This is a genomic window from Paenibacillus sp. B46(2026) (assembly GCF_056786355.1).
The window spans coordinates 1135641-1159456 of the sequence record NZ_CM165907.1; the positions used below are offsets into that span (position 1 = coordinate 1135641).

Below are 23816 nucleotides of genomic sequence, written 5' to 3' on the forward strand. Positions count from 1 at the left end.
TGCATCCCTTGTCCGTTCCTTCCGGGCATGGGGCTTGTTGCTACACTTTCCTCTTATATTTTCCCGTATAAGGGATCGTGAGGTGGATGTTCAGATCCTGGATCGAGTCCTCGGTGAGCATCATCTTGGTCCCGTTGTTTGATAACTTGCGCCACAGCTTCGGATTTTTGCGATACAGCTTCTCCTCCAGCCCGTAGATATCGACGCCACGTTCCAAGCCATGACGATAGGTTTGCATAATCTGCTCCCGCAGTTTGTCCTCGCTAATCTTAATCATCTGTTCATAAGAGGTAGGTACGATATATTCGTACAGGGCGGTTAAGTATTTGGCATCAATGTTGAACGTAACTTCTTCGCCCTGAATGACCGGCTTGATTTTAATGTTAGGCAAGCCAACACTGAGACCCCCATAGATCGTGCCGTCTTTTTGAATGAGTAATGGTGCTCGCCGCATGTCCTCAATCAGCCAGTGATAACCCGGGAGCTGACTTCGAGGCAAAAATGTAAAGGCAACTCCCCTTTTTTCGAAAAAGGCTCCCTCAATCATAAACAAATCCTGTTTCTTTTTGTTCTCTGCCCATTGGGTGTTATTCAGCGCAATACTGGGCAGATATGTGGTTGTAGCCGGATCATTATGGGTCGCGATAAGTTGGAAACTGAGCATGGGAGGGAACAGGGATTCTTCCCTGTAGCCTGGGAGTGGATTATGAAGAATGCTGTCCAGCGGCGACAAATTGTAGATGGATGTTGCGCTTAGAATGTCCTCCAATGGCTCTCGGGTACCATACACCCAGGTCGTATAACGTGATTCCGGGAAACGCCCCAGCATATCGAACACTTCCTTGATATGTTTGCTGGTTAATACGCCTTCAGCCATTACTATAGCTGTAACGTGCCCCCAGGCGATGTGTAATTGAGCAGTACGGAATAGCTCGTTCACCGCAAGACTCATCGTTTTTCCTTCAGCATGACCGACCCAGACGGGTGGAGTATCGGCACTTTTGGTCGAACTTTCACTTTTGGCGACACTGGCAAAATCAAGGGTTTGCACATAAACGTGATACATGCCGTCCTTGTAATCAATGCCTATCGCTTTCGCGTAGTCTACCTGTTGGATCTCAAATGCACTCCAGCAACCACTTGTCATGACACACATTGCCAGGCTTAACAAACCCAGCAATGATCGCCGCAATAAGCGTTTCATCGTCCGTTGCCTTTCTTGCGTGGCTCCTGGGTTTCGAGATATACGGGTCTGCGTTTGCCGAACCCCCTCGGCAGTTTGAATAATGAAGCTACGGCCTGTTTAAAATGGAGCGGAGTTAACGGAGCCAGATATGGAATGCCAAATGATTTGAGATCGGTCAGGTAGATGAGTAACAGGATCAGGGACAGAATGAAACCATAGATGCCGAGCGATACTCCCAGTACAAAACAGAAAAAGCGAAGGATCAGGATGGAACTCGTCATGACCTGATTTACGATCGTAGCGCCAGCAACAACAGTTACAGCAATGACAACGATCATGAGCGGGGAGACCATGCCGGCCCGAATCGCCGAGTCGCCAATAATCAGACCGCCAACCACGGTCAGCGTCTGGCCGATTGCGCTCGGCAGGCGAACACCCGCTTCCCGGAACAGCTCCATCAGGAGCATGATGAGGAACATCTCCACGCCTGATTCCATCGGCAGTCCCATCCGTCCGACTGATATCGTTGCCACCAGGGGGAATGGAAGCTGATCCATATGATATGATGTCAGCGCAATATAGAAGCCCGGCAGAAACACCGTTATCATCAAACCGAGAAAACGCAGCATTCGGCCCAAATTCACCGGAAGAAATGGAAAACTGGCATCTTCCGGGGATTTGAGCAGCAGAAACAGATTCACCGGGCCAATAATGGCACTGGGATTGCCGTCCACGATGAGGATGAAGCGTCCGTTCAGGAGACATTCTGCAGCAAAATCCGGTCTTCCCGTGTAATGAGTGAGGGGGAACAGGTTAATTTTCGAAGGGGACAACATTTCTTCCAGTTCATTCGCCGTCAGAATCCGTTCGGTTTCAATCTTCCGTAACCGATCCTGGACGTCTTCGATCAGCTCTTGATTCGCAATGTTTTTGATATACATCAGCGCCACCTTTGTTGCAGAACGTGAACCGATCAGTTCGATATTGCAGGCCAGTTGGTTCGTACGCAAACGTGTGCGTATCAGGGCAACATTGACGGCGAGAGGTTCAATGAACCCGTCTCTTGCTCCACGAATCGAAACCTCGGTGGTCGATTCCTCCGGCGTCCGAGTGGGGAGGTTGGAAATATCAATACTCCACATGGCTTGAAGAGAAGGAATACAGATCAGCATATGGCCTTCAAAAACACGGAGAGACATCAGCTCGGTTCCGAATGCCGGATCTTGCAGGTCCATCGGTGTCCACTGCAGGCTGATGCATTTCTCAATGTCGGACGTACGAACAAAGTATGTGTGCTCATACGTTCGTTTAAGTTCCGGGAGAATAATATCATAGATCGCTTCACTGTCCACCATACCACTGCAATAGGCCATAAGGATCTGCATCGGAGATTCTCCGATCATGTGACTATTAATGATGACATCATCAGATCCGGCAAAAAAGGTATTCAAGTTATGTTCGTTCATTCGGAAGGGTTCAACTTCACGATTATTCTTGGGCTGGGTTGAGATCGGCATGATCGGGAGCCTCCTTGTCTTTTTTGTGGATTAATGCAGCAATGGTTAGTATCACGGTAACGACGGATACATAGGCAAGCATGACGGGGAACTGAATATGGTCCACATAATAATCGACGTAATCAATGCGCCACCATTGCATTGCCATGAAGCTCATGATGACGGTAATGGTAAGAATGGCGATATATCGCTTCTTCGGTCTGCGGAAATTCAGCAGATCCACGATGAGATACATGGATATGGCCACCCTTGCAAAGGAACCACTAAGCCACTGATAGATGGACAAAAAATCAACGTGTTGCAGCAGCTTGCCGATATTCACAAGTTTCCATTGCTCATAGGGACTGTTTCGTTGTTTTGCTGCTTCTTCAGGACCGAATTCCACAATGGCTCCAATGGTTGGTCCGAGAGCCATACTAAGCATAAACAAACCGAGGATCAGGACATACCACCACCGAATTTTGCCTTTGACTTCATGTTGGAACAACATCAGAATCCAGATTTCCACAAGCCCGGCAAGGGAGTAGATCATGCCCCGCCACACGGGACCCATACCGTTCTCCATGATTGGGAACAATAGGCTGTAGTCTTTGTATTTCATATTGGCGGACATTACAAAATAACCGAGCAAAATCACAAAAGGCAGCAGCAGACTGGAAGTCATTGCAATGGAGCGTATGCCCTTGGCTGCCGCCCAGGCAGCAACCAGTGCTCCGCCTCCGGCCAGAACATAGGGAGGCGTGAATTGAAGATATGTAGATACAGTCCAGTTTGTAGTCTCATACAACGTATGTGTGCCAAGCATGAACAGCAGAAGGGAAGCGGAGATGCGGAAGATCCAGGAAGGTACAATTCCAAATTCACGGGTGATCCAGTCCGTCAGACGCTGCCCGCGAACCCGCCGGATGATGATATACATCATACATAGAAACAGCATAAAAAAGGGCGCAGCTACGACTACGGATAACCAGCCATCCCTGCCGGCTTCATTCAGAATGGCCGGAATGGACAGAACGTGGCATACAAGTCCGGCACTTAACAAAAGTATGGAAAAAGATAGCCATATGGTGATTTGACCTTTCTCACGACTCATGGGAATCCTCCTTTCCGATCAAGGAAGTTTCCGTTAGGTTGTACAGGAAATGGATTTTCGATTCTTAGTACATATTAATTTTTTTGAGAGCAGACAATGTAGAACAAGATAGACGGAAGAAGCAGAAAGCTTTAATATATCAATATAGCTATTCAAGAACAGCATTCCGAAACATAGAGAAACAAGGAGGAAACCTGCGATGACAAATACGACGAAGGCACCTGGAGAAACGAAAGTTGGCTTTATCGGTACAGGCGTGATGGGCAAAAGCATGGCAGGTCACATCCGGCAGGCGGGGTATCCGCTGCATGTTTACACGCGAACCGCAGCCAAGGCGGAGGCGTTGGTGAAGGAAGGTGCCGTATGGCATGATACACCAGGCAAACTGGCTGCTGCGTGTGATGTCATCATCACGATGGTGGGGTATCCGAAGGATGTGGAGGAGATTTATCTCGGTGAGGATGGTCTCGTAGCCAATGCCAAACCGGGGTCATATCTGATTGATATGACGACATCCAGTCCACTCCTGGCTGCACGAATCTTTGAAGCTGCTGAGGCCAAAGGACTGCATGCACTGGACGCGCCTGTATCGGGCGGTGATATCGGAGCGCAGAACGCGAAGCTGTCCATTATGGTTGGTGGTCGTTCGGAGGCATTTGAAGCCGTGCGTCCGCTATTTGAGCAGATGGGCACCAACATTGTGCTGCAAGGCAAGGCAGGAGCCGGGCAGCATACCAAAATGTGCAACCAGATTGCCATTGCCTCTGGCATGATGGGCGTATGCGAAGCACTCGCCTATGCCAAGACGTCTGGTCTGGACGCGGAGACCGTGCTGAAGAGCATTGCTACCGGTGCAGCCGGAAGCTGGTCGCTCAGCAATCTTGGTCCGCGCATGATCGCAGGCGACTATGAGCCGGGATTTTATGTGAAACATTTTATCAAAGACATGGGAATTGCACTGGAGTCTGCAAAAGCGATGGGCATGAAAACGCCTGGGTTGGCTCTGGCCGAATCCCTGTATCAGGAAATAGCGAATAATGGTCTGGAAGAGAAGGGTACACAGGTGCTCTACACCTATTATCTTCAGGCTTAACACCCAAGAGAACAGCAGCGTATTCTTTTTCTATTCAGGAAAGGGTTGCGCTGTTTTTTTTCAATTTTTCGGCTTGTTTATGCGTCTAAAGTCACGGGATTGGTTAAATGTTCATATGTACTTTGCGTATTGGAGAGATTTTGATCGTTTTCCCTTTATTTTTACCCCGCTTTATCCGACATAAGTAATAGAAGTTTACATAATGAATGTGTCAAAGGGTGTTATTCCTCCTGTAATGGTCACCCGTAACCCACACTATAATAGAACGGAGCTTGCCCATGTTCAAGAAAATCCTGTCTCTGTTCAAGACACAACCAGAGCTTGCGAACCAGATTACAGCCTCCGCTTCAGCGTTACCAGCGACGACAACCATTCCCCCGCGTATGGTCCGCAGTAAGCGCAAGAAAAAAGCGGAAGGGGATTGGACACGCCAGCTGGAGGAACCTAGTACAGCAGATCAGCTGATAGGTCTTCCAAGTCAATATAAAGTGCTGAACGACCTGCTCGTTACCAATCCGAAGTCACGCTCCGGTTATTCACAGATTGATCATGTCGTAATCGGCCCTCGGGCAATCTTTGTGATCGAAACCCGAAATCTGACGACAGGTGAGATTCGCGGCGGAAGAAGAGAGGCCAATTGGTCGGTCAGCAGCAGCCGGGTCAAAATGTACAATCCGCTCATGCAGCATCGTGCACATGTGGAAGCCATCCATGCACACCTCGGAGACTACAAAAGAGTACGTCTCGTCTCTATGGTGACCTTCACCAATCGTTGCCGCATTAGTGTTGATCCTGCTGTGAGATATGTGAATTCGGATGAATTGATCATCTACGACCATGAGTTGGTGGAGACGATTCAGCGCAAGACGGAACGACTTGAGACTGAAGTTCCCGAGACCGTCTTTCAAGAGAAGGATATTCAGGCGATCTACGCTCTGCTCTCATCGGTCAATTCCACGGATCCTCAGATTCGGTCAGAGCATATGGAGAAGGCTAAAGGTATCAAATAATTACGCTTCACGAACACTGTTGTCCATACGGGCGGCAGTGTTTTTGTGTTGGAGAGGAAATGTGCGAGTAGTAAAAGGCTTTAGACACAGGTATATCGTCGTATACAACCGATTTTTAACTTATGATAGAATGTAGACCATGTCCGATGGTGAATCAAGCATGTTATCTGAAAGGATATTTTTGTAAGTGAGTGTTCAAGGCTTGAAACAGAGGTTAATGGATCTCAGGAATATACAACCGATAAGGGGAAGATCATACGATGAAATGGAATGATACGATAAAGACGTTCACCGTCATGTTCAGTTTGGCAGCGATTTTGACAGCTTGTGGTGGTGGAGCTAGAGAGGCGTCATCGCCGGAGTCTGCTTCGGGTACAGAAGTTACTTCGTCGGAGACAAGCAGTCCAAATACGAACGTCACAGAAACAGTAGCATCCGCTTCGAATGGTAGTGAGCAGACAGGTTCAGCTACAGAAGAATCTTCTTCAGCTGACGACGGCAAGATTGGAAAGGATTCCACACTGGAAGAGTTGAAGCAGAAGTATGCGGATAAACTCGGTTATATCCGTATCCCGCTTACGGATCATCCCGTGCGTCGGGTCAGTGAGGCGGGTTCCAAAAACATTAATGTCGCCAATTATAGCGATGCCGTTGTGGACATGAATGCGGAGGTTCCAATTCATTCCGATTCGCAGCGGTTGATTGATGATGCCTTTCCTTATTTCACAACCGTACAGGCACCTGATGAATCTTATGTAACTTGGGAAGAAGCAACCAATATGGAACGTGCCATGGTGAAAACACTGTTTATCGCCCGTGAAGGTCTGCTGATTACTGAAGATGCGATGAAAAATAAGGATTATAGCAGTACATCGTTCCAGGATTCGATGGATTTCTTCAGGGTCACAGCGAAATTTGAATCCATGGCACCTGTTGCACAGCATCCTTATGACATTACGTTGAGTACGCTATACGACAAGGCCCGTACGTCATGGGGCAGGCTTGCTGCGATGGACCCGGAGCAGGATGAAGCGGCGTTTGCTGAGATGTACAAGACGACGAGGACTGATGCCAATAATGCCATGGGGTTGCTTAATGTTCTGTTGTCTACCAATTAGGAAGAACGTGTAGAGGAGATTTACGGAAAGGAATAGTAGTATTGAATAGAATTTGAATGAGTTGAACGAATTATATATATGCTGAGGTATTACATAGAACCCTGACTGCCGGAACGATCGGTGGTCAGGGTTCTATGTGTTGTATGCATTTTTTTGAAATCCGCTTGAAACTATATCCAGAACGATGCGTATCATAAGGTATTAATTGTTTTTTAATGTAGAATATTGCCGTATTTCAGAGTATAGTTAAGGAATAATTTAACTTATATTCAACATGATGTAGACATGAAAGTTACTGAAAAATCTTGAAAAGAATGTACGGTACACCAGGTTGAAACTATTGGAGGTTGAGTATGAGTTCATTTAAAAGCTGGTTAAATTCAACCAAACAAGGACTTGAAGAGCAAGTCAAAAAGTTTAAAAATAAAGATTTTATGGATGCCGTGGTTGCAGGTTGTGCACTGGTTGCTTTTGCGGATGGTTCCATTGACGAAGCGGAAAAGAACAAGATGGCCGGTTATATCAACTTGAGTCAGGAATTAAAAGTATTCGATATGGCTGAAGTGATTACACGCTTTAATCATTATGTCGCGAACTTTGAGTTCTCTCCAGAGATCGGGAAGCAGGAAGCGCTGAAAGCCATTGGGAAATTCAAAGCCAAGCCAGATGTAGGACGCGTTATTGTGGGTGTATGCAGTGCGATTGGTTCAGCTGACGGCAACTTTGATGATCAGGAGAAAAGAGTCGTTGCCGAGATATGCATTGTACTTGGACTGAACCCGGGTGAATTCAATCTCTAACTAGCTATTTTACATATGAAGGGAGGTGAAAATCAGTGGCAAGCATTAATTTGGTCAAAGGACAGAAAATTGATTTAACCAAAGGCAATGCAGGACTTACTGAGGTGATTGCTGGTCTCGGTTGGGACCCGGTAACTGCCAAAGGTTTCTTTGGAAGAAAAAAACAAGCGGATATCGATTGTGATACATCGGCGATCATGTTGAATGAAGAAGGCAAGTTGGTTAAGGACTCCAACCTGGTTTGCTTCCACAACAAGCAAAGTGCATGTCGTTCGGTTATCCACTCAGGTGACAATCTAACAGGACAGGGAGACGGTGACGACGAACAGATCAAAATGGATCTGTCCCGTATTCCTGCTGATGTTCATAAAGTATTAATCGTTGTTAATATCTACGATTGCGTCAATCGCAAGCAAGATTTTGGCATGATTGAGAAGGCTTATATTCGTATTCTGGATGGTAAAAATTCCAGTGAGCTCGTGAAGTTCAATCTATCCGATAACTACACAGGTTCAACAGCGTTGATCTGTGGAGAATTGTATCGTCATGGAGGCGAATGGAAATTCTCGGCAATTGGAGAGGGTTCCCATGCGGTACATATTAACGAACTCGCTCGCAGGTACTCCTAAGTACAAGATTTAATCTAATTCGACAATAATCCTAATATTCATATGTAACGATAACTACAATAAATTATAAATAAGCGAGGATGATCAACGATGGCAATTAATCTCTCCAAAGGTCAAAAGATCGATCTGACTAAAACGAACCCAGGTCTGACTAAAATTACAGTAGGTTTGGGCTGGGATACCAACAAATATGATGGCGGGAAAGACTTTGACCTGGATGTATCGGTATTCTGTGCCAATGCAAACGGTAAAGTAGAAGGCGAGAAAAACTTCATCTTCTTCAACAATCCACAAAATGAAAATGGTTCTGTTGTTCACACCGGTGACAACCGTACAGGAGATGGCGATGGTGATGATGAGCAGATCAACATCGACCTGCCTAACGTACCCGCAAATGTAGAGAAAATTGCATTCTCTATTACGATCTACGAAGCTACAGAACGTAGCCAGAACTTCGGACAAGTTTCCCGTGCTTATGTGCGAATTGTTAACGAAGCAAACAACGAAGAACTGATTCGTTTTGACCTGGGAGAAGATTTCTCCATTGAAACGGGTGTAGTTGTTGGTGAATTGTATCGTCATAACGGCGAGTGGAAGTTCAGTGCCATCGGTAGTGGTTACCAGGATGGACTGGTTGGATTGACACGCGACTACGGTTTGCAATAGGACGTACAGAATGACTTACAGGATGGGAAGAACCGTCTCCTGGACGGTTCTCCTTTTCATTTAATCAGATATCTTGGAAAGGTGGAAAAACAAATGACGATCAGTCTTGCCAAAGGACAACGTATTGACCTGACTAAGACGAATCCGGGCCTTACCCGTGTGGTGGTTGGTTTAGGTTGGGACACGAACAAATATAGTGGTGGAGTCGATTTTGACCTGGACGCTTCGGCTTTTTTGTTGTACGAAGATGGAAAAGCCAAAGGTACGGATGACTTTGTTTTTTACAACAATCCAAGCGGCGGTGCGGGTTCAGTGACACATACCGGTGACAATCGTACGGGGGAGGGTGACGGCGATGATGAGCAAGTTGTCGTTGATTTCAGCAAAATCCCTACGCACATTCACCGGATCGGAATTACGGTAACGATCTATGATGGAGATGGACGAGGACAGAATTTTGGACAAGTCTCCAATGCTTTTGTTCGTGTTGTAGATGCTGCAAGTGATCGGGAAGTGCTTCGTTTCGACCTCGGAGAAGACTACTCTACAGAAACCGCTGTGGTGTTCTGTGAGTTTTACCGTGCAGGTGCGGACTGGAAATTCCAGGCGGTAGGCAGCGGCTTCACCGGTGGACTATCTGCTTTATGCAAAAATTACGGACTGGATGCACAATAACATAACTTGGCATAGAAAGGTGATTCTGCTATGGCGATTTCTGTCGTGAAAGGCCAGAAGAGTGATCTGACCAAAACCAATCCGGGCTTGTCCCGTCTAACGGTAGGCATTGGTTGGGAGGCAGCTTCGGGTGTGGAGCTGGACACATCGGCATTCCTTCTGGCTTCAGACAATAAAGTGGCTGGAGATGAGGATTTTATCTTCTATAACCAGCCTTCTACCTCGTTCATCACGTATATGGATGGTGGGCAGGTTGGTGGCGAGAAGAAACAGTTTGCCATTGATCTTGGCAAAATCCCTGCCCGAATTGAGAAAATCGCCTTCAGCCTGACGATTCATGACGGTGAAGCACGACGACATCATTTTGGACAGGTGCAGCATGGTTTTCTACGGTTTGCCAATGCAGCTACAGGTCAGGAAGTGATGAGATATGATCTGGGCAGCGGTTTTACAGTGGAGACCGCGATTGTCATCGGTGAATTGTATCGTCATAACGGAGAATGGAAGTTTAATGCAATAGGGTCGGGTTTTGCAGGTGGTTTGAATGCACTATGTGCCAACTTTGGTGTGGATGTGGATGGTGGATCAGACCCTGCACCAACGACTTCAACCGTTCCTCCGACAGCTGTACCGACTCCACCGCCGCCCCCCCCGGTACCCGCGCCCGAGCCGACGCCTGCTCCTGTGAATTCGATCAATTTCAGCAAAATTGAATTGAAGAAGAAGGGGGACACCATTAACCTCAAGAAAAATGCGGGGGGACTTGGTGAAATCCTGATTAACCTGAACTGGAATCAACAGGGCGGCAAAGGGTTATTTGGTCGTAACAAGAGTATTGATCTGGACTTGGGATGCCTGTTCGAGATGAAGGATGGTACACGGGACGTGATTCAGGCTTTGGGACAAACGTTTGGTTCATTGAACCGTTTCCCTTATATTGCTCTAGATGGGGATGACCGGACGGGATCGGTTAAGACGGGAGAGAATCTACGGATTAATGGTGCCCGTATCTCGGAAATTGAGCGCATCTTGGTATTCACCTATATTTATGGTGGTGTGGCCAACTGGTCTCAAGTAGACGGTGTGGTAACTATCCACCAGAAGGACGGCCCAGATATCATTGTCCGAATGAATGAATACGGGAGCCCCCTTGGCATGTGTGGCATCGCGATGTTACGCAATGTGAACAATGAGACATTCAGTATTGAACGAATTGTGCAGTTCTATAATGGACATCAGGCATTGGACGAGGCCCATGATTGGGGAATGCAGTGGGTTGCGGGAAGGAAATAATCATTCGTATTTATTCATTCAATCCCTCCAGATTAAGGAGGGATTGGTTTTTATGCCCCGACAGCTGGAATCAACTATTGCAGATTGGCTATTGCCAAAGGTGCGAGGAGGAGACAATCCTGAAATATTTCAACTTTTTGAGTCTGGAAGAAGAAGATACGTTATTTTTCTCTTCACCCGTCTCGTTCAATCACCGGACTTCCAAAGATCTACTGGCATATGCTGTTGGGGCTGCTTTATATATGCCCGCGACGCGAACACATATCGCGGACGACATTATGAATGGTAAACATGAAGGTCTGACGACCATTATTATTGATCTGGAGGACGCTGTGGGTGACGACCAAGTGGAGTTTGCCGAGCAGTGTCTGGTACAGCATCTAACTCAACTGATGACTTATATGGAAACAGGCATGTTGAGTCAGGATCGAATACCTCTTCTCTTTGCTCGTGTACGTTCACCACAACAGTTGGAACGTCTGATGGATACGTTGGGAGAACTGGTATCCATGCTGACAGGCGTGGCTTTGCCCAAGTTTTGTGTGGGCAATGGAAGAGCCTATTTTGACCAGATCCGCAAGTATAATCAACGGAAACCGGATCATTATCCCGTTCTCTATGGAATGCCTATATTGGAAACGGCTTCAATTATATATCGGGAGACACGTTGGGAGACCTTACTGGGCCTTCGAAACATCCTCGATGAAAATGTTGAATATGTACTCAATGTACGCATTGGTGCGACCGATTTCTCCAGCCTGTTTGGACTACGCCGCAGCCCGGAATTGACCATATACGATATCGCCACGATCCGTGACTGCATCTCGGATATTATCAATCTGTTTGGACGGATGGACAAGCCGTATGTGATCTCAGGTCCTGTCTGGGAATATTTCAGTCAGCGGGAGCGCGTGTTCAAACCTCAATTACGACAGACCCCATTCGAAGAAACCCTGGGCAAATCAGGGCTGCATCTGAGAATGAAATATATTACGAATACAATGGATGGATTGATGCGTGAAGTCATGATGGACAAGGAAAATGGAATTGTAGGCAAAACGATCATTCATCCTTCTCATATCAAGCCCGTACAAGCGATGTACGTTGTTACACATGAGGAATATTCCGATGCCCAAGACATCATCGCCCGTAATAACGGTAGCCTGGGTGTGTTTAAAAGTAATTACTATAACAAAATGAATGAGATTAAACCACACTTGAGCTGGGCGAATCGAATTCTAATCCGATCACAAATATATGGGGTGTTACATGAACAGCAGCATTTTGTCGGGCTCTTGCCCAAGCATGAGCAACAACACAACTACGTTCCCAATTCTTGATCAATTCAGCCTGAACGCTCAGGTTACACATAACCCGCTGCAACTTCCACTAGAATCTCTATTTTCCATGGCTGCACGAATCAATAAGAAACGTTCATTTCTGTTTGTAAGCAGATTGCTGGGCAAACATATCCCAGTTAACCCGTATACTTCGCTTCTGAGCGGCGCGGCATTGGCTGTTCTGTTATATGAGCACCTGACTGAGGAGACGGAAGAGACGAAAGTTCAGATCACCGAGTGGAAACGGGAAATGGTCGAGGGACTGATTGATCCCCAGCAAGCCCGGCAAGTGTACAACATGCTGTTGCAAGAAAGCTTGAGTTTGCCGGAAACGATTCGTTTTGTTGGTTTTGCCGAGACAGCTACAGCGTTGGGCCACAGCATGTACGAGATGTTTGCTGATCAAGCTTCCTACATTCATACCACTCGCGAATATGTTCCAGCGATGCATCCGGATATTCAATTTGAAGAAGAACATTCCCACGCGATGGCTCATCGTTGTTATGCGCTGGATCATGAAGCCTTTGCAGGAGAGGGCCCGATTGTTCTGGTGGACGACGAGATTACGACGGGCAAAACCACGTTGAATATCATTCGGGATATTCAGGCTAGATATCCTCGGAAGCAATATGTGATTGCTTCACTGTTGGACTGGCGTATGGAAGCGGACGAACTTCGGTTTGCCGAACTGGAAGCTGAACTGGGAATTACCATTACACCGTTAAGCCTGTTGAAGGGCCGCATTGAAGTGGTGGGTACTCCACAGTTGGAACCAACACAGCAAGCTGATCAACCGTCCCTACACCCTGTAACCATTCAGACCTCTAGTGTTGCCGATGCCTTCGATCAGCTTCATGCCACTTCGGAGGATGGTGAAGGTAAACGTAGCACAGCGAGCTACGTCCAGCATACGGGCAGGTATGGTATGCAATCCCGGCATAATGGCGTATTGCGTCAGGAGATTAGCCGGATTGCAGAACGACTTCGGTCGCAGCGTGTGGGAGAACGGACTTTGGTGATGGGAACAGGGGAGTTCATGTACATTCCGATGCGTATTGCTGCCGAGATGGGAGAAGGCGTGTTGTATCAATCCACTACTCGCAGTCCAATCCATACACATCCGGCTCAAGAATATGCTGTTCGTAGTGGTGCAGGATATGCCTCACCGGAAGACGCATCCGTTCGTAACTTTATCTATAACATCGCTCCGGGACAATATGACGAGATTTTTGTTCTGCTGGAGAGACAGATGTCCGAAGAACGAATGGAACCGATGTTGAAAGTACTGGGGCAGTTGGGGTGCGGACACGTTCATATTGTATATTGCGGCTTGCCAGAGAAGACAGGGGACAACGAGCAATGAACTTAACTACACTGGAGCTAATCAGACAACGTGAGATTCCGTCTCCCGAGCCGATGGGCAGTTATGCTGCATCCGACGTTGTTTTCCTACTGAAGGATATCAGCCATGTGGATCTGGAAAAGGGAACGGGTGAACGAGAGCAGGCGATCCAATCCGGGATTCATTATTCGGAGATGCTGCCCGTGGAATATCAACCTACAGCAGAATACATCGAACTGTTCCATCAGACGCTGGAGCAATCCGCCGCGAGAATCGCACGTCATACCGCGATCGTGGCTGAGAAGATTGTAGAGCGCAGGGGACTGGATCTGGTTCTGGTATCTCTGGCTCGAGCCGGAACGCCTGTGGGCATCCTGATCAAGCGTTATATTGAATTGAAATACAAGGTGACGATTCCGCATTATAGCATTTCAATTATTCGTGGCATGGGTATGGACGAGAACGCAATTTTATATATTTTACAGCAGCACGGGCTGGAAACAGCCATTCAGTTTGTAGATGGTTGGACAGGAAAAGGGGCTATTCGCAAAGTGCTGAAAGAGTCCTGTGACCAAATGGAACGGACTTATGGCGTAAGTCTTGACGATGATCTTGCTGTGTTGGCTGATCCGGGGCAATGTTCAGGAACTTTTGGGACAAGGGAAGATTATCTTATTCCTAGTGCTTGTCTGAACTCCACGGTATCGGGACTGGTGAGCCGTACAGTACTTCGCGATGATCTGATTGGGCCGGCAGATTTTCACGGGGCCAAATGGTATCGTGAATGGTCCTCTGCGGATGTGTCGACCCAATACGTGGATACTATTGCTCAGTATTTTCCGCAAATGATGGACCTGACGGAGATTCAAATCGAGGACAATGCTACTGGTACTTCGGAAATTACCTGGAAAGGTTGGCAGGATATTGAGTCCATCCAGCAATCCTTTGGTATTGCGAACATCAATTTGATTAAACCTGGAATCGGAGAAACAACCCGAGTGTTATTGCGTCGGGTCCCCTGGAAAATTCTTGTGGATCGACTGGATAATCCGGATTTACAACATATCATGATGCTCGCCAGGGACAGAGAGGTTCCGGTTGAGGTATATCCGGGATTAACCTATTCCTGTTGCGGCATTATTCAATCCATGGGAGGTGGAGGAGAATGATGATCTACGCAAGTGATCTGGACCAGACGCTGGTGTACTCCCGTCGTGCGCTCCGTATTCCCGAAGATACACCGGGACTTGTTCCCGCAGAGTGGATTAACGGCAAGTTGTCCGCTTTTATGTCAGCATATGCACTGGAGCGGTTGCAGTCTTTGCCACAAGACATTGTATTTATGCCTGTGACGACACGTACCGTGGATCAGTACCGGCGCATTCATATTTTTCAGACCGAATGTATTCCGAAATATGCGGTGACGAGTAATGGTGGCAACATCATTGTTGACGGTCAGGTAGACGATGAATGGAACTTGCATATTCGTTCTTTGCTTCGTCAGCAGGCAGCTACTCCTGAAGAGATCCTGGATTTATTTGACGATGTACTGAGCCCGGAATGGGTGATTAATCAGCGATTGTGTGATGAGCTGTTCTTTGCATTGCTGATCGAACGTGACAAGCTTCCTATGGAGCGCATTGCGGACAAGATTCGGGTGTTAGAGACGCTTGGATGGGAGAGTTCGATTCAGGGTCGGAAGCTCTATCTGGTGCCTTCGGCCGTGAACAAACGAGCTGCAGTTGAGCATATTAGGCAACGTATCGGTGATGTACCTGTAATTGCATCGGGCGATTCCTTGCTGGATCGCTGTTTGCTGGACTTTGCGCACCATGCCATTGCTCCATCTCACGGAGAGCTGCATGTGGAGAGACAACGTGCACCTGAGCAAGTGCCATATCAATTTACGGAACAATTCGGTGCTTTTGCAGCAGATGAGATTCTCGATTACGTTCACCGTATTCATAACGATCAACAGACCCAGATAGACCATGCCGAGATAAGGGAGACCGTATAAATGAAAAAAATGAAGATTTACTTCAACCGTTGGTTCTCTGTAACGTATCATTATATGAATGCAATTCGGGACAATGAGGACGGCATGGAATTTGAGATCTACGGTACTCATCCTGATCCGGGACATATGGCATTACAGGGCTGTGATGTTGCAGAAGTTGAACCGCGTGTAACGGGCCGGGAATATGTTGATTTTTGCCTCGACTTTTGCCGTCGTCATCAGATTGATGTGTTTATTCCACGCTGGAACATGCTGGACATCAGCAGACATATCTCCCTGTTCGAAGAGATTGGTACACGGGTTATCGTATGCTCGGATACGGAATTGCTGGAACAATTGATGGAGAAAGACCGGTTCTATGAATCCGTGCGTGAGAAAGGCATTATGGAGATTCCGGATTATTTCACGGTCAGTAATGCTGCCCAATTTCAGCAAGCCTATGAGGCGCTGCGTGCACATGGACATGATGTATGTTTCAAACCATGCAATGGTGAGGGCGGCATGGGATTCCGGGTGATCAACAATGAAGGTGATCCGTTGCAGGAGTTGTTCGGATATGCGCTGAACTCGATTTCATATGAAGATGCCCTGCGCGCGTTCTCTTCTGCTCCGTCCTTTCCCAACGTCATGGTGATGGAGGTACTGGAAGGATATGAATACAGCATTGATTGTCTTTCGGACCGCAATGGGAAACTATTAACGGCTATTCCGCGTAGAAAAGAAAGAGGACGTTTGCGCTTGCTCGAAGAAAACGAGGAACTGCTGGCGATTGCCCGCAATGTGGCAGAGGTATATCGGATTCCTTATAATTTTAATATTCAGATGAAATATCGCAAGGATACACCGAAGCTGCTTGAGATCAATCCGCGTATGTCGGGTGGGTTGCACATGTCTTGTTTGTCGGGCGTGAACTTCCCGTATCTGGCGGTCAAGTCTGCACTTGGCCATGATATTGGACCACTTCATCCGAAGTTTGGCATTCTGGGTAGTCATATCGAACAACCATTTATAATCGACGTTCAGAAGGTAAGCGGAGTACATCACGTCTAGCTGAGAATTTCCCTCAACATTGACACCTTCTGGATGGTTTTTTTACAATACGGATAAGAGGTTATTCAAAAAGTCTACTTTTGATTACGAATAATGCCTTACGGCATCATCAGCATCGAATATGAAATTCAGCCGAAATGTCCGTTGCTCACGTAGTTTTCCTACGCTCCGCTACTCCATTTCTATCTTCATTCCATCTTCTCGGTACTGAAAACCAGACTTTTTGAATATGCACTGTATGTGTTGTTAAGGCAGGAGGACAAGTAATGTTACGGAAAACGAAGATAGGTATAGGCGCATTGGTCGGTTATGGTCTCGCGGCAATCACGAGTCCCTTTCTACCGGATGTGATCACGTGGGCAATTCCGGCGCTAGCAACTGTGGTCGGGGGACTGATTCCTTCACGTTCCACACCACGTACACAGATCGAGGGTTCGTCATCAGCTCCTGTACCCATTACAGATATCGGCAATGAATCATCCCGCTTGAACGGTGGACAAGCGCCGAGCGCAGTGCCAACAGAGGCAAGAGATGCTTCTCCGGTACAGCCCCATTCAAGTTCCACTCCCGCACAACATGCGGGCTCAGAACAAGCGAAGCCTTCCCGGACTGAACCAGATCCTGTATTTGATCCGGTGATTGAATACCTGGAAGTTCTGGAGGATATGATCATCTCCGAAGGTCAGAAGAACGAGCTGGATAATGAGATCGTGGAGAAATCACTGGCGCTGTTTGCCCGTCTGCAGCGTGTGATTCCTTCTCTTCAGGAGCTGAACAACGGGGATATCAATCATACGGTGCGCAGACTGATTTTGAAAGACCTGAACGGTTTTATCAATCCATTTCTACGTTTAAGTGGAGAAGCCAAACGCAATAATCGGCGTATGCTTCTGAATGGCCTTCGAGACGTGGATTCCAAGATATCCGATATTGTATCAACGATTGAACATAAAGACTTAATGGAGCTCCAGAACAAAGCGGAACTAATACATCAACGGTATAACAGCTCTGAATTATAGGAGGGATTGGCATGGCAACGGAATGGGCTCAGTTGAAGCAGGAAGATGAGCAACGGATTAACCAGGAAGCAACACAGCTTATTCAGAAAGTGTCCCAAAGTGATCCGGCTCACCTGGATACCTTAATGGATGATATCGGCAAGTTGGGTGTGAAAACACAAGAGAGAGCAGGACAGACCCTCAAGCTGCTCGATCGTCCAGTCAATGAACTGATGTCGGGGAATCGGGCTGAGGTATCGAACATGATCCTGAAGCTCCGTGATGAATGTGAGAGCCTGCAGCAGAGTAAAAATGTGAGTTTTGTCGGGAAGTTGTTACGTAAGAGCCCGCTGAAAAACTACGTGTACCGTTATCAATCCGTTCGCACGAACATTGATGCGATCATTAACGGATTGCGGGACGGCAAGGACAACCTGGAAGAAAGCATCGTGAATATGCGTCAGTTGAAACGTTCTTCCATTCAGGAAATCTACAATTTGCAGACCAAAATTTCCTTTGGTAATCAATTGAAAGAGTTGTTTGAAACAGAGATCGCAAAGCCTGAGAACGACAATCGTAAAGCACATCTGGAGCGTGGATTGCGCAAAGTGGTTACACGTACCCAATCCATGACAGAGATGATCATGCTATACAATCAGGCGATCGCAGCCACCGACATCATTAATGATAACAATGACAAGCTGATTGATTCAGTTAATAATGCCATTGATAAAACAGCGAATCTGATCACCGTTTCGGCCATGATTGCAATGGCACTCAATGATCAGGAGAAAGTCATTTCTGCTGTAGAAGCTACGAATAAGACGATTGAAGATCAATTCAAGGAGAACGCCAGATTGTTGAAGACAACAACAGAGAAAACGAATGAACTGTTGTCCAAACCGGCCATGTCCCTTGAAGCGGTTAATCAAGCGATGGGTGATCTGATGTCTGCTCTGGATCTGTCCGAGCAGTCCAATCGCCGGATCATCGAGAGCTGTAATGACTACACCAACAAGATGACAACACTTAACGCCAAAATGAGTGATCGACTGGGTCTGGAAGGGCCGAAGGCTGCTGCCATTCCGGAGAAAAACAAACCGGATTCCAGCGCATTAGGATCTTTCCTGGATTAGAGTAACAAGGTGAGACTCGCTGCATATGGCAGGAGATTGTTAGATGTATATCTTTCTATGAGGGGACGCCGAGTGCGTCTCTTTGTTTCATTTGATAGAGTGAAGTTAAAATTTGGGGTTATACGAAGGAGCTTGCTGAACATGCTGGACTTTTCATTCGAGATTATTGATGAGACCAAGATTAATATTCAATACAAATATGGCAGTGAGTTCTTTAACTTTAACCTGTATTATGCAAACGGGGAGTGGACACTGCATCCATTTGACGGCATACTGATCCAAAATCGTGAAATGTGCAGTCTGATTGTATCTGAGCTGCTCCGTAACAAAGATTTTCATGTCATGTTGGCCAAAGAGAAAATCATCTTATCCCAATTGCGCACCAGTGTTAACCTCCAGTCCAATGAGCCGGATGAATGGGTTGCAGATCGAAGAAACGCAGATTATTCCAGTCATGATGATGAGTTGATGGATTACATAGGGAACCACAGTTTTGAAGACATATTACAGCTTGAGCAAGAACAGATTGAGGCCAGAGTGCAATTCTTTCAACAGATCATTCAGAGAATGTTTATGGAGGGACTTGGACCTGAAGATGCCGATTTTATCAGAGTTCAGGCCGTTATACGGATATATAAAGAGACATATGATCGCCTGGGCGAGTTATATGATGACTATCGGGGTGAGCGTGGACGTAGAAGATGGTAGAAGAAGTCTCGCTTAGTATGTAAACAAATAACTATATTTCTACGAAGTTAGGCAGATCATCCTGATTTTGCAGGTGTCATGAATGCTTTTACAGAGAAGCGGATTATGCCCTTGGTGAATCGGTTGCACAATGACATTCTTGAAGATGTCGACAAAGACCCTTACATGAAATGGCCCATGGATGTATTTGCGGGGGAACCGGAGCGAATTCGTACCTATGTGGCTGAACGGCGGGAATATTTGACTGAGAGATTACATCAGCTGTAAGGATCTAACTAGTGTGGGGAAGGGAGACCTTCCTTTTTTACTGCCAAAATGATGAGAAGTTTATTGTATTGGGAAAAGTAGGGTAATAAGAATAGAAGCGGGATTGTAAAATACGCTATAATAACCATATGTGTACATAGAAATGATTACATATTGGATGCAGTGGAGAAAACAACATGTCTAATGGAGGCTCTGAGCTGGAACGTGTTATCGGTTTAGGGTGCTCCGAGCCGGAGGAATGCTTATGATCAAGCTGTTGTTCTACTTGAAGAAGTACCGAGTTGCCGCGATTGCAGCCTTGGTCATGATGTTGATTGAGCTCGTGGTGGAGCTGGCTCAGCCGTATCTGATCTCCAAGATCATCGATAACGGGATACAGCAGGGCGACCTGTCTGTCGTCTGGTTGTGGGGAGGTGTGCTCGTGGGCAGTGCTGTTGTGGCTTTTGCTGCGGGAATCGCCAGTTCGTTCTTTGCATCACATGCAAGCCTGGGGTTCGGATACGATCTGCGGGAGAAGCTGTATGAGAAAGTGCAAACGTTCTCTTATGCCGTCTTCAACCGTTTCGCGACGTCGTCCCTGATCACCCGATTAACGGGAGATGTGACCCAGGTTCAGGACACCGTCTTCATGAGTCTGCGCTTCATGACGCGTGTACCACTGGTGGTGATTGGCAGTATGATTATGGCAGTAATTGTGAATCCGAGATTGGGTCTGCTGCTGGTTGTCATGGTGCCTGTACTGCTCGTCGTTGTAGTTTGGATGATCAAAAAGGCAGCGCTGCTGTTCCGCAATGTGCAGCGCAGACTGGATGCCGTCAACGGAGTCATCCAGGAGAATCTGACAGGCATCCGGCTAATCCGTGTCTTCGTGCGGATGGGCCATGAGATTGAGCGCTTTGCCGGATTCAGCGGCAAGCTGATGAAAGGCACGATCTCCGCGCTACGCCTGACGGAGACTACGATGCCGTTCATGCTGCTGATGATGAACGTTTGTATCATCGCCGTGTTATGGTTTGGACGAGTAGACATCGCCTCCGGTAACGCGACCGTGGGTGAAGTGGTCGCCGTCATTAACTATCTTCTTCGCACGATTGGTGCCATGTCTGCGTTATCATGGATTCTGGTAACCTTCTCCAGAGCAAGCGCTTCGGCGCAACGTCTGAATGAAGTGTTCAATACGGAGGACACGTCGGAGACTGAACAGACGAAGTCTTTATCAGCTTCTGCACCATCTGCTGGATCTGTGAAATCTTCGCATTTTCCGCAATCTTCATACTCAGCGAAGAAACAGCGCGCTGTGCAGGGAGCGGTTGAATTCCGCAGTGTAGGCTTCAGTTATCCGTATAGTGAAATTACAGTACTGGATAATATCACTTTTACGGCAAACGCTGGGGAGCGCATTGCGATTATGGGAGCAACGGGCTCAGGTAAATCCTCACTGGTGCAGCTTATTCCTCGGTTATACACAGAGGATCAAGGTAAGGTACGAATCGATGGTGCTGATGCATCAGAGCTGGATCTGTCCATGCTGCGTGGTGCGATTGGTTATGTGCCTCAGGAGGTTGTCCTGTTTACCGGTTCCATACGGGAGAATATTGCCTGGGGTCAGGAAGATGCTACCTTGGATGAGATCGTGGAAGCCGCAAAGCGCGCGCAGATCCATGAAACGATTGAGAATTTACCAAACGGTTATGATACATTGCTGGGTCAACGGGGAGTGAATCTCTCCGGTGGACAGAAACAGCGACTTTCCATTGCACGAGCACTGGTACGTAGACCAAGAATTCTGATTCTGGACGATAGCACAAGTGCGCTGGATGTGGCTACAGAAGGCAGACTGCTGGATGCGCTGGAAGAATTGTCGTGTACCACGTTTATCATCACCCAGAAGATCAGTTCGACCACTTCGGCGGACCTGATTCTGCTGCTTGATGATGGACAACTCATTGGACAGGGAAAACATGAAGACCTGATGGAATCGTCAGAGCTGTATCGTCGAATTCATGAATCACAATACGGGGAGGGTGCACAGCATGTTCAAAGCATTCATTGAGCCTTTCCGTCAGCCGCCACCGCCGATTGACCCGGAGACGTTACGATCAGGCGGTGGTCGCAAACCCAAGGCAAGGGCGAAGAACTGGTCCGGTACGTTAGGCCGGATATGGACCTATCTGGCACGGCGTAAAGTCAAGCTGTCTATGGTACTGTTGATGGTGTTTGCCAGCTCCGCACTCGCTTTGCTTGGCCCCTACATGGTAGGGGTGGCCGTGGATGATTTCATCGCGGGTGAAGCCGGGGCAAGCTGGACTCGGTTTCTGATTGGATTAACCGCAGTGTATGTCTTGTTCTCTCTTACATCCTGGTTACAAAACATATGGATGATCGAAATTGCACAGGAAACCGTGTTCCGCATGCGGTATGATCTGTTCTCCCATCTGCACAAATTACCGATTCCATTCTTCGGTAAACGCCAGCAGGGGGAGATTATGAGTCGAGTGACCAATGATATCGAGAATGTCAGCGGTACGTTGAACAGCTCGGCCATCCAGATTTTTTCGAGTGTGTTAACACTGCTCGGGACGTTTGGCGTGATGCTCTGGCTTAGCCCGCTGCTGACTTTGCTTACATTTATCGTTGTACCGCTTATGGCAATGGGCATGCGCTGGATTACGCGCAGAACAGGGCCGCTCTTCAAGGAGCGACAGCGCAATCTGGGTGAGCTCAACGGGTATATCGAAGAGACGTTATCCGGGCAGCGGATCATCAAGGCATTTTCCCAAGAGGAGCGAGTGATCCGAGGTTTTGAGGAACGGAATACCCGCATCCGGATTTCCGGTTTCTGGGCACAGACAATCTCGGGGTTTATTCCGAAACTGATGAATGGATTGAACAACCTGAGCTTCGCGATTGTTGCGGGCATCGGTGGTATTCTGGCGATTCAGGGTTCGGTTACGGTTGGGGTGATTATTATCTTTGTGGAATATGCCCGTCAATTCACCCGTCCGCTGAATGATCTGGCGAACCAGTGGAATACGTTATTGTCCGCGATTGCGGGGGCTGAGCGTGTATTCGAGGTGCTGGACGAAGATGAGGAAGCGAAGGATGAAGGGGCAGCCATATCCCTGGACAAGGTGGAGGGAGCTGTTCGTTTCGACAAGGTATCCTTTGGATACGATGAAGGACGTAACATTTTGCATGACATCAGTTTTGCAGCCAAACCGGGAGAGATGATTGCCCTTGTGGGTCCGACTGGAGCAGGGAAAACGACATTGATCCAGTTGTTATCCCGTTTCTATGATCCGACTGGTGGCACAATAACGGTAGATGGACGCGATATGACCACCATTCGGCGTGAGAATCTGCGGTCCCATATGGCATTTGTACTACAGGATTCATTTTTGTTTCAGGGCACGATTCGAGAAAATATTCGATTTGGCCGTCTCGATGCGACGGATGAAGAGGTGGAAGCAGCCTCCCGGCTGGCGAATGCCCATTCCTTCATCGTGCGGATGAAGGACGGGTACGACAAAGTGCTCCAGGCCGACGGGAGCGGCATTAGTCAGGGGCAGAAGCAATTACTCGCCATTGCCCGGGCAATTCTGGCCGATCCATCCATACTCGTACTGGACGAAGCGACGAGCAGTATTGATACTGTTACGGAGATTAAAATCCAGGAAGGGTTGCAACGTCTGATGCAAGGCCGTACCAGCTTTGTCATTGCCCACAGGCTGAACACGATCCGTCAGGCCGACCGAATTCTGGTGCTGAAGGATGGGCATCTGCTGGAGCAAGGCTCGCATGATGCCCTGCTGCAACAAAGCGGTTTCTACAGCGAGCTGTATTACAGTCAACTGCGTAAGAAGGCACAGTAGCTTTTG

The 23816-nt window shown here is 47.6% G+C and carries 22 protein-coding genes; 19 read left to right on the forward strand and 3 right to left on the reverse strand.

Annotated elements, in window-relative coordinates:
* Window positions 1–40 precede the first annotated feature (40 nt).
* The 3 genes from AC1S8V_RS05185 to AC1S8V_RS05195 are packed head-to-tail and all read right to left on the reverse strand — an operon-like array spanning window position 41 to window position 3796.
* Window positions 41–1204, reverse strand: a complete 1164-nt coding sequence (locus AC1S8V_RS05185) for a Ger(x)C family spore germination protein (protein ID WP_482072716.1) — start codon at window positions 1202–1204, stop codon at window positions 41–43.
* On the reverse strand, window positions 1201–2703 hold the full coding sequence (locus AC1S8V_RS05190; protein WP_482072717.1) for a spore germination protein: 1503 nt from the start codon (window positions 2701–2703) through the stop codon (window positions 1201–1203). Before AC1S8V_RS05190 ends, AC1S8V_RS05185 begins: the two co-directional genes overlap by 4 nt.
* A complete protein-coding gene (locus tag AC1S8V_RS05195) occupies window positions 2675–3796 on the reverse strand; it encodes a GerAB/ArcD/ProY family transporter (protein ID WP_482072718.1) in 1122 nt (373 codons plus the stop codon). The genes AC1S8V_RS05190 and AC1S8V_RS05195 overlap by 29 nt, the downstream gene beginning before the upstream one ends.
* 199 nt (window positions 3797–3995) lie before the next feature.
* Here AC1S8V_RS05195 and AC1S8V_RS05200 point away from each other — a divergent pair, with 199 nt between their 5' ends.
* From AC1S8V_RS05200 to AC1S8V_RS05290, 19 genes are all read left to right on the forward strand, one after another.
* On the forward strand, window positions 3996–4889 hold the full coding sequence (locus tag AC1S8V_RS05200; protein WP_482072719.1) for an NAD(P)-dependent oxidoreductase: 894 nt from the start codon (window positions 3996–3998) through the stop codon (window positions 4887–4889).
* 278 nt (window positions 4890–5167) lie between these two features.
* Window positions 5168–5899, forward strand: a complete 732-nt coding sequence (locus tag AC1S8V_RS05205; protein WP_482072720.1) for a nuclease-related domain-containing protein — start codon at window positions 5168–5170, stop codon at window positions 5897–5899.
* 260 nt (window positions 5900–6159) lie between these two features.
* Entirely contained in the window at window positions 6160–7017 is an 858-nt protein-coding gene (locus tag AC1S8V_RS05210; protein WP_482072721.1) for a hypothetical protein, read from the forward strand.
* A gap of 353 nt (window positions 7018–7370) precedes the next feature.
* Window positions 7371–7817: a tellurite resistance TerB family protein gene (locus tag AC1S8V_RS05215; protein ID WP_076253393.1), complete on the forward strand. Its 447-nt coding sequence runs from the start codon at window positions 7371–7373 to the stop codon at window positions 7815–7817.
* A gap of 35 nt (window positions 7818–7852) precedes the next feature.
* Window positions 7853–8446: a TerD family protein gene (locus tag AC1S8V_RS05220; protein WP_482072722.1), complete on the forward strand. Its 594-nt coding sequence runs from the start codon at window positions 7853–7855 to the stop codon at window positions 8444–8446.
* A 90-nt stretch (window positions 8447–8536) separates the two neighbouring features.
* Window positions 8537–9112 carry a TerD family protein gene (locus AC1S8V_RS05225; protein WP_091015801.1) on the forward strand — a complete coding sequence of 192 codons (576 nt, stop codon included), beginning with the start codon at window positions 8537–8539 and terminating at the stop codon, window positions 9110–9112.
* Window positions 9113–9205: 93 nt separating this feature from the next.
* Complete coding sequence (locus AC1S8V_RS05230) at window positions 9206–9787, forward strand: TerD family protein (RefSeq protein ID WP_482072723.1); 582 nt, start codon at window positions 9206–9208, stop codon at window positions 9785–9787.
* Between the two features lie 30 nt (window positions 9788–9817).
* Window positions 9818–11080, forward strand: coding sequence for a TerD family protein (locus AC1S8V_RS05235; RefSeq protein WP_482072724.1), 1263 nt, complete (start codon window positions 9818–9820; stop codon window positions 11078–11080).
* Between the two features lie 137 nt (window positions 11081–11217).
* Complete coding sequence (locus AC1S8V_RS05240; protein WP_482072725.1) at window positions 11218–12420, forward strand: HpcH/HpaI aldolase/citrate lyase family protein; 1203 nt, start codon at window positions 11218–11220, stop codon at window positions 12418–12420.
* A 67-nt stretch (window positions 12421–12487) separates the two neighbouring features.
* The gene (locus tag AC1S8V_RS05245; RefSeq protein ID WP_482074395.1) at window positions 12488–13783 is read left to right on the forward strand and encodes a phosphoribosyltransferase family protein; all 1296 of its coding nucleotides are present in this window, start codon (window positions 12488–12490) and stop codon (window positions 13781–13783) included.
* Entirely contained in the window at window positions 13780–14931 is a 1152-nt protein-coding gene (locus AC1S8V_RS05250; RefSeq protein WP_482072726.1) for a cysteine protease StiP family protein, read from the forward strand. The genes AC1S8V_RS05245 and AC1S8V_RS05250 overlap by 4 nt, the downstream gene beginning before the upstream one ends.
* Entirely contained in the window at window positions 14931–15779 is an 849-nt protein-coding gene (locus tag AC1S8V_RS05255) for an HAD family hydrolase (protein ID WP_482074396.1), read from the forward strand. Before AC1S8V_RS05250 ends, AC1S8V_RS05255 begins: the two co-directional genes overlap by 1 nt.
* Entirely contained in the window at window positions 15780–16829 is a 1050-nt protein-coding gene (locus tag AC1S8V_RS05260; protein ID WP_482072727.1) for an ATP-grasp domain-containing protein, read from the forward strand.
* A 266-nt stretch (window positions 16830–17095) separates the two neighbouring features.
* Window positions 17096–17848 carry a hypothetical protein gene (locus AC1S8V_RS05265; RefSeq protein ID WP_482072728.1) on the forward strand — a complete coding sequence of 251 codons (753 nt, stop codon included), beginning with the start codon at window positions 17096–17098 and terminating at the stop codon, window positions 17846–17848.
* 11 nt (window positions 17849–17859) lie between these two features.
* Entirely contained in the window at window positions 17860–18963 is a 1104-nt protein-coding gene (locus AC1S8V_RS05270; protein ID WP_482072729.1) for a toxic anion resistance protein, read from the forward strand.
* A 141-nt stretch (window positions 18964–19104) separates the two neighbouring features.
* On the forward strand, window positions 19105–19671 hold the full coding sequence (locus AC1S8V_RS05275) for a hypothetical protein (RefSeq protein WP_482072730.1): 567 nt from the start codon (window positions 19105–19107) through the stop codon (window positions 19669–19671).
* 78 nt (window positions 19672–19749) lie between these two features.
* Window positions 19750–19938, forward strand: a complete 189-nt coding sequence (locus AC1S8V_RS05280) for a hypothetical protein (RefSeq protein ID WP_482072731.1) — start codon at window positions 19750–19752, stop codon at window positions 19936–19938.
* Between the two features lie 244 nt (window positions 19939–20182).
* Entirely contained in the window at window positions 20183–21991 is a 1809-nt protein-coding gene (locus AC1S8V_RS05285) for an ABC transporter ATP-binding protein (RefSeq protein WP_482072732.1), read from the forward strand.
* Window positions 21972–23810, forward strand: a complete 1839-nt coding sequence (locus tag AC1S8V_RS05290) for an ABC transporter ATP-binding protein (RefSeq protein ID WP_482072733.1) — start codon at window positions 21972–21974, stop codon at window positions 23808–23810. Before AC1S8V_RS05285 ends, AC1S8V_RS05290 begins: the two co-directional genes overlap by 20 nt.
* The last annotated feature ends 6 nt before the right edge of the window (window positions 23811–23816 follow it).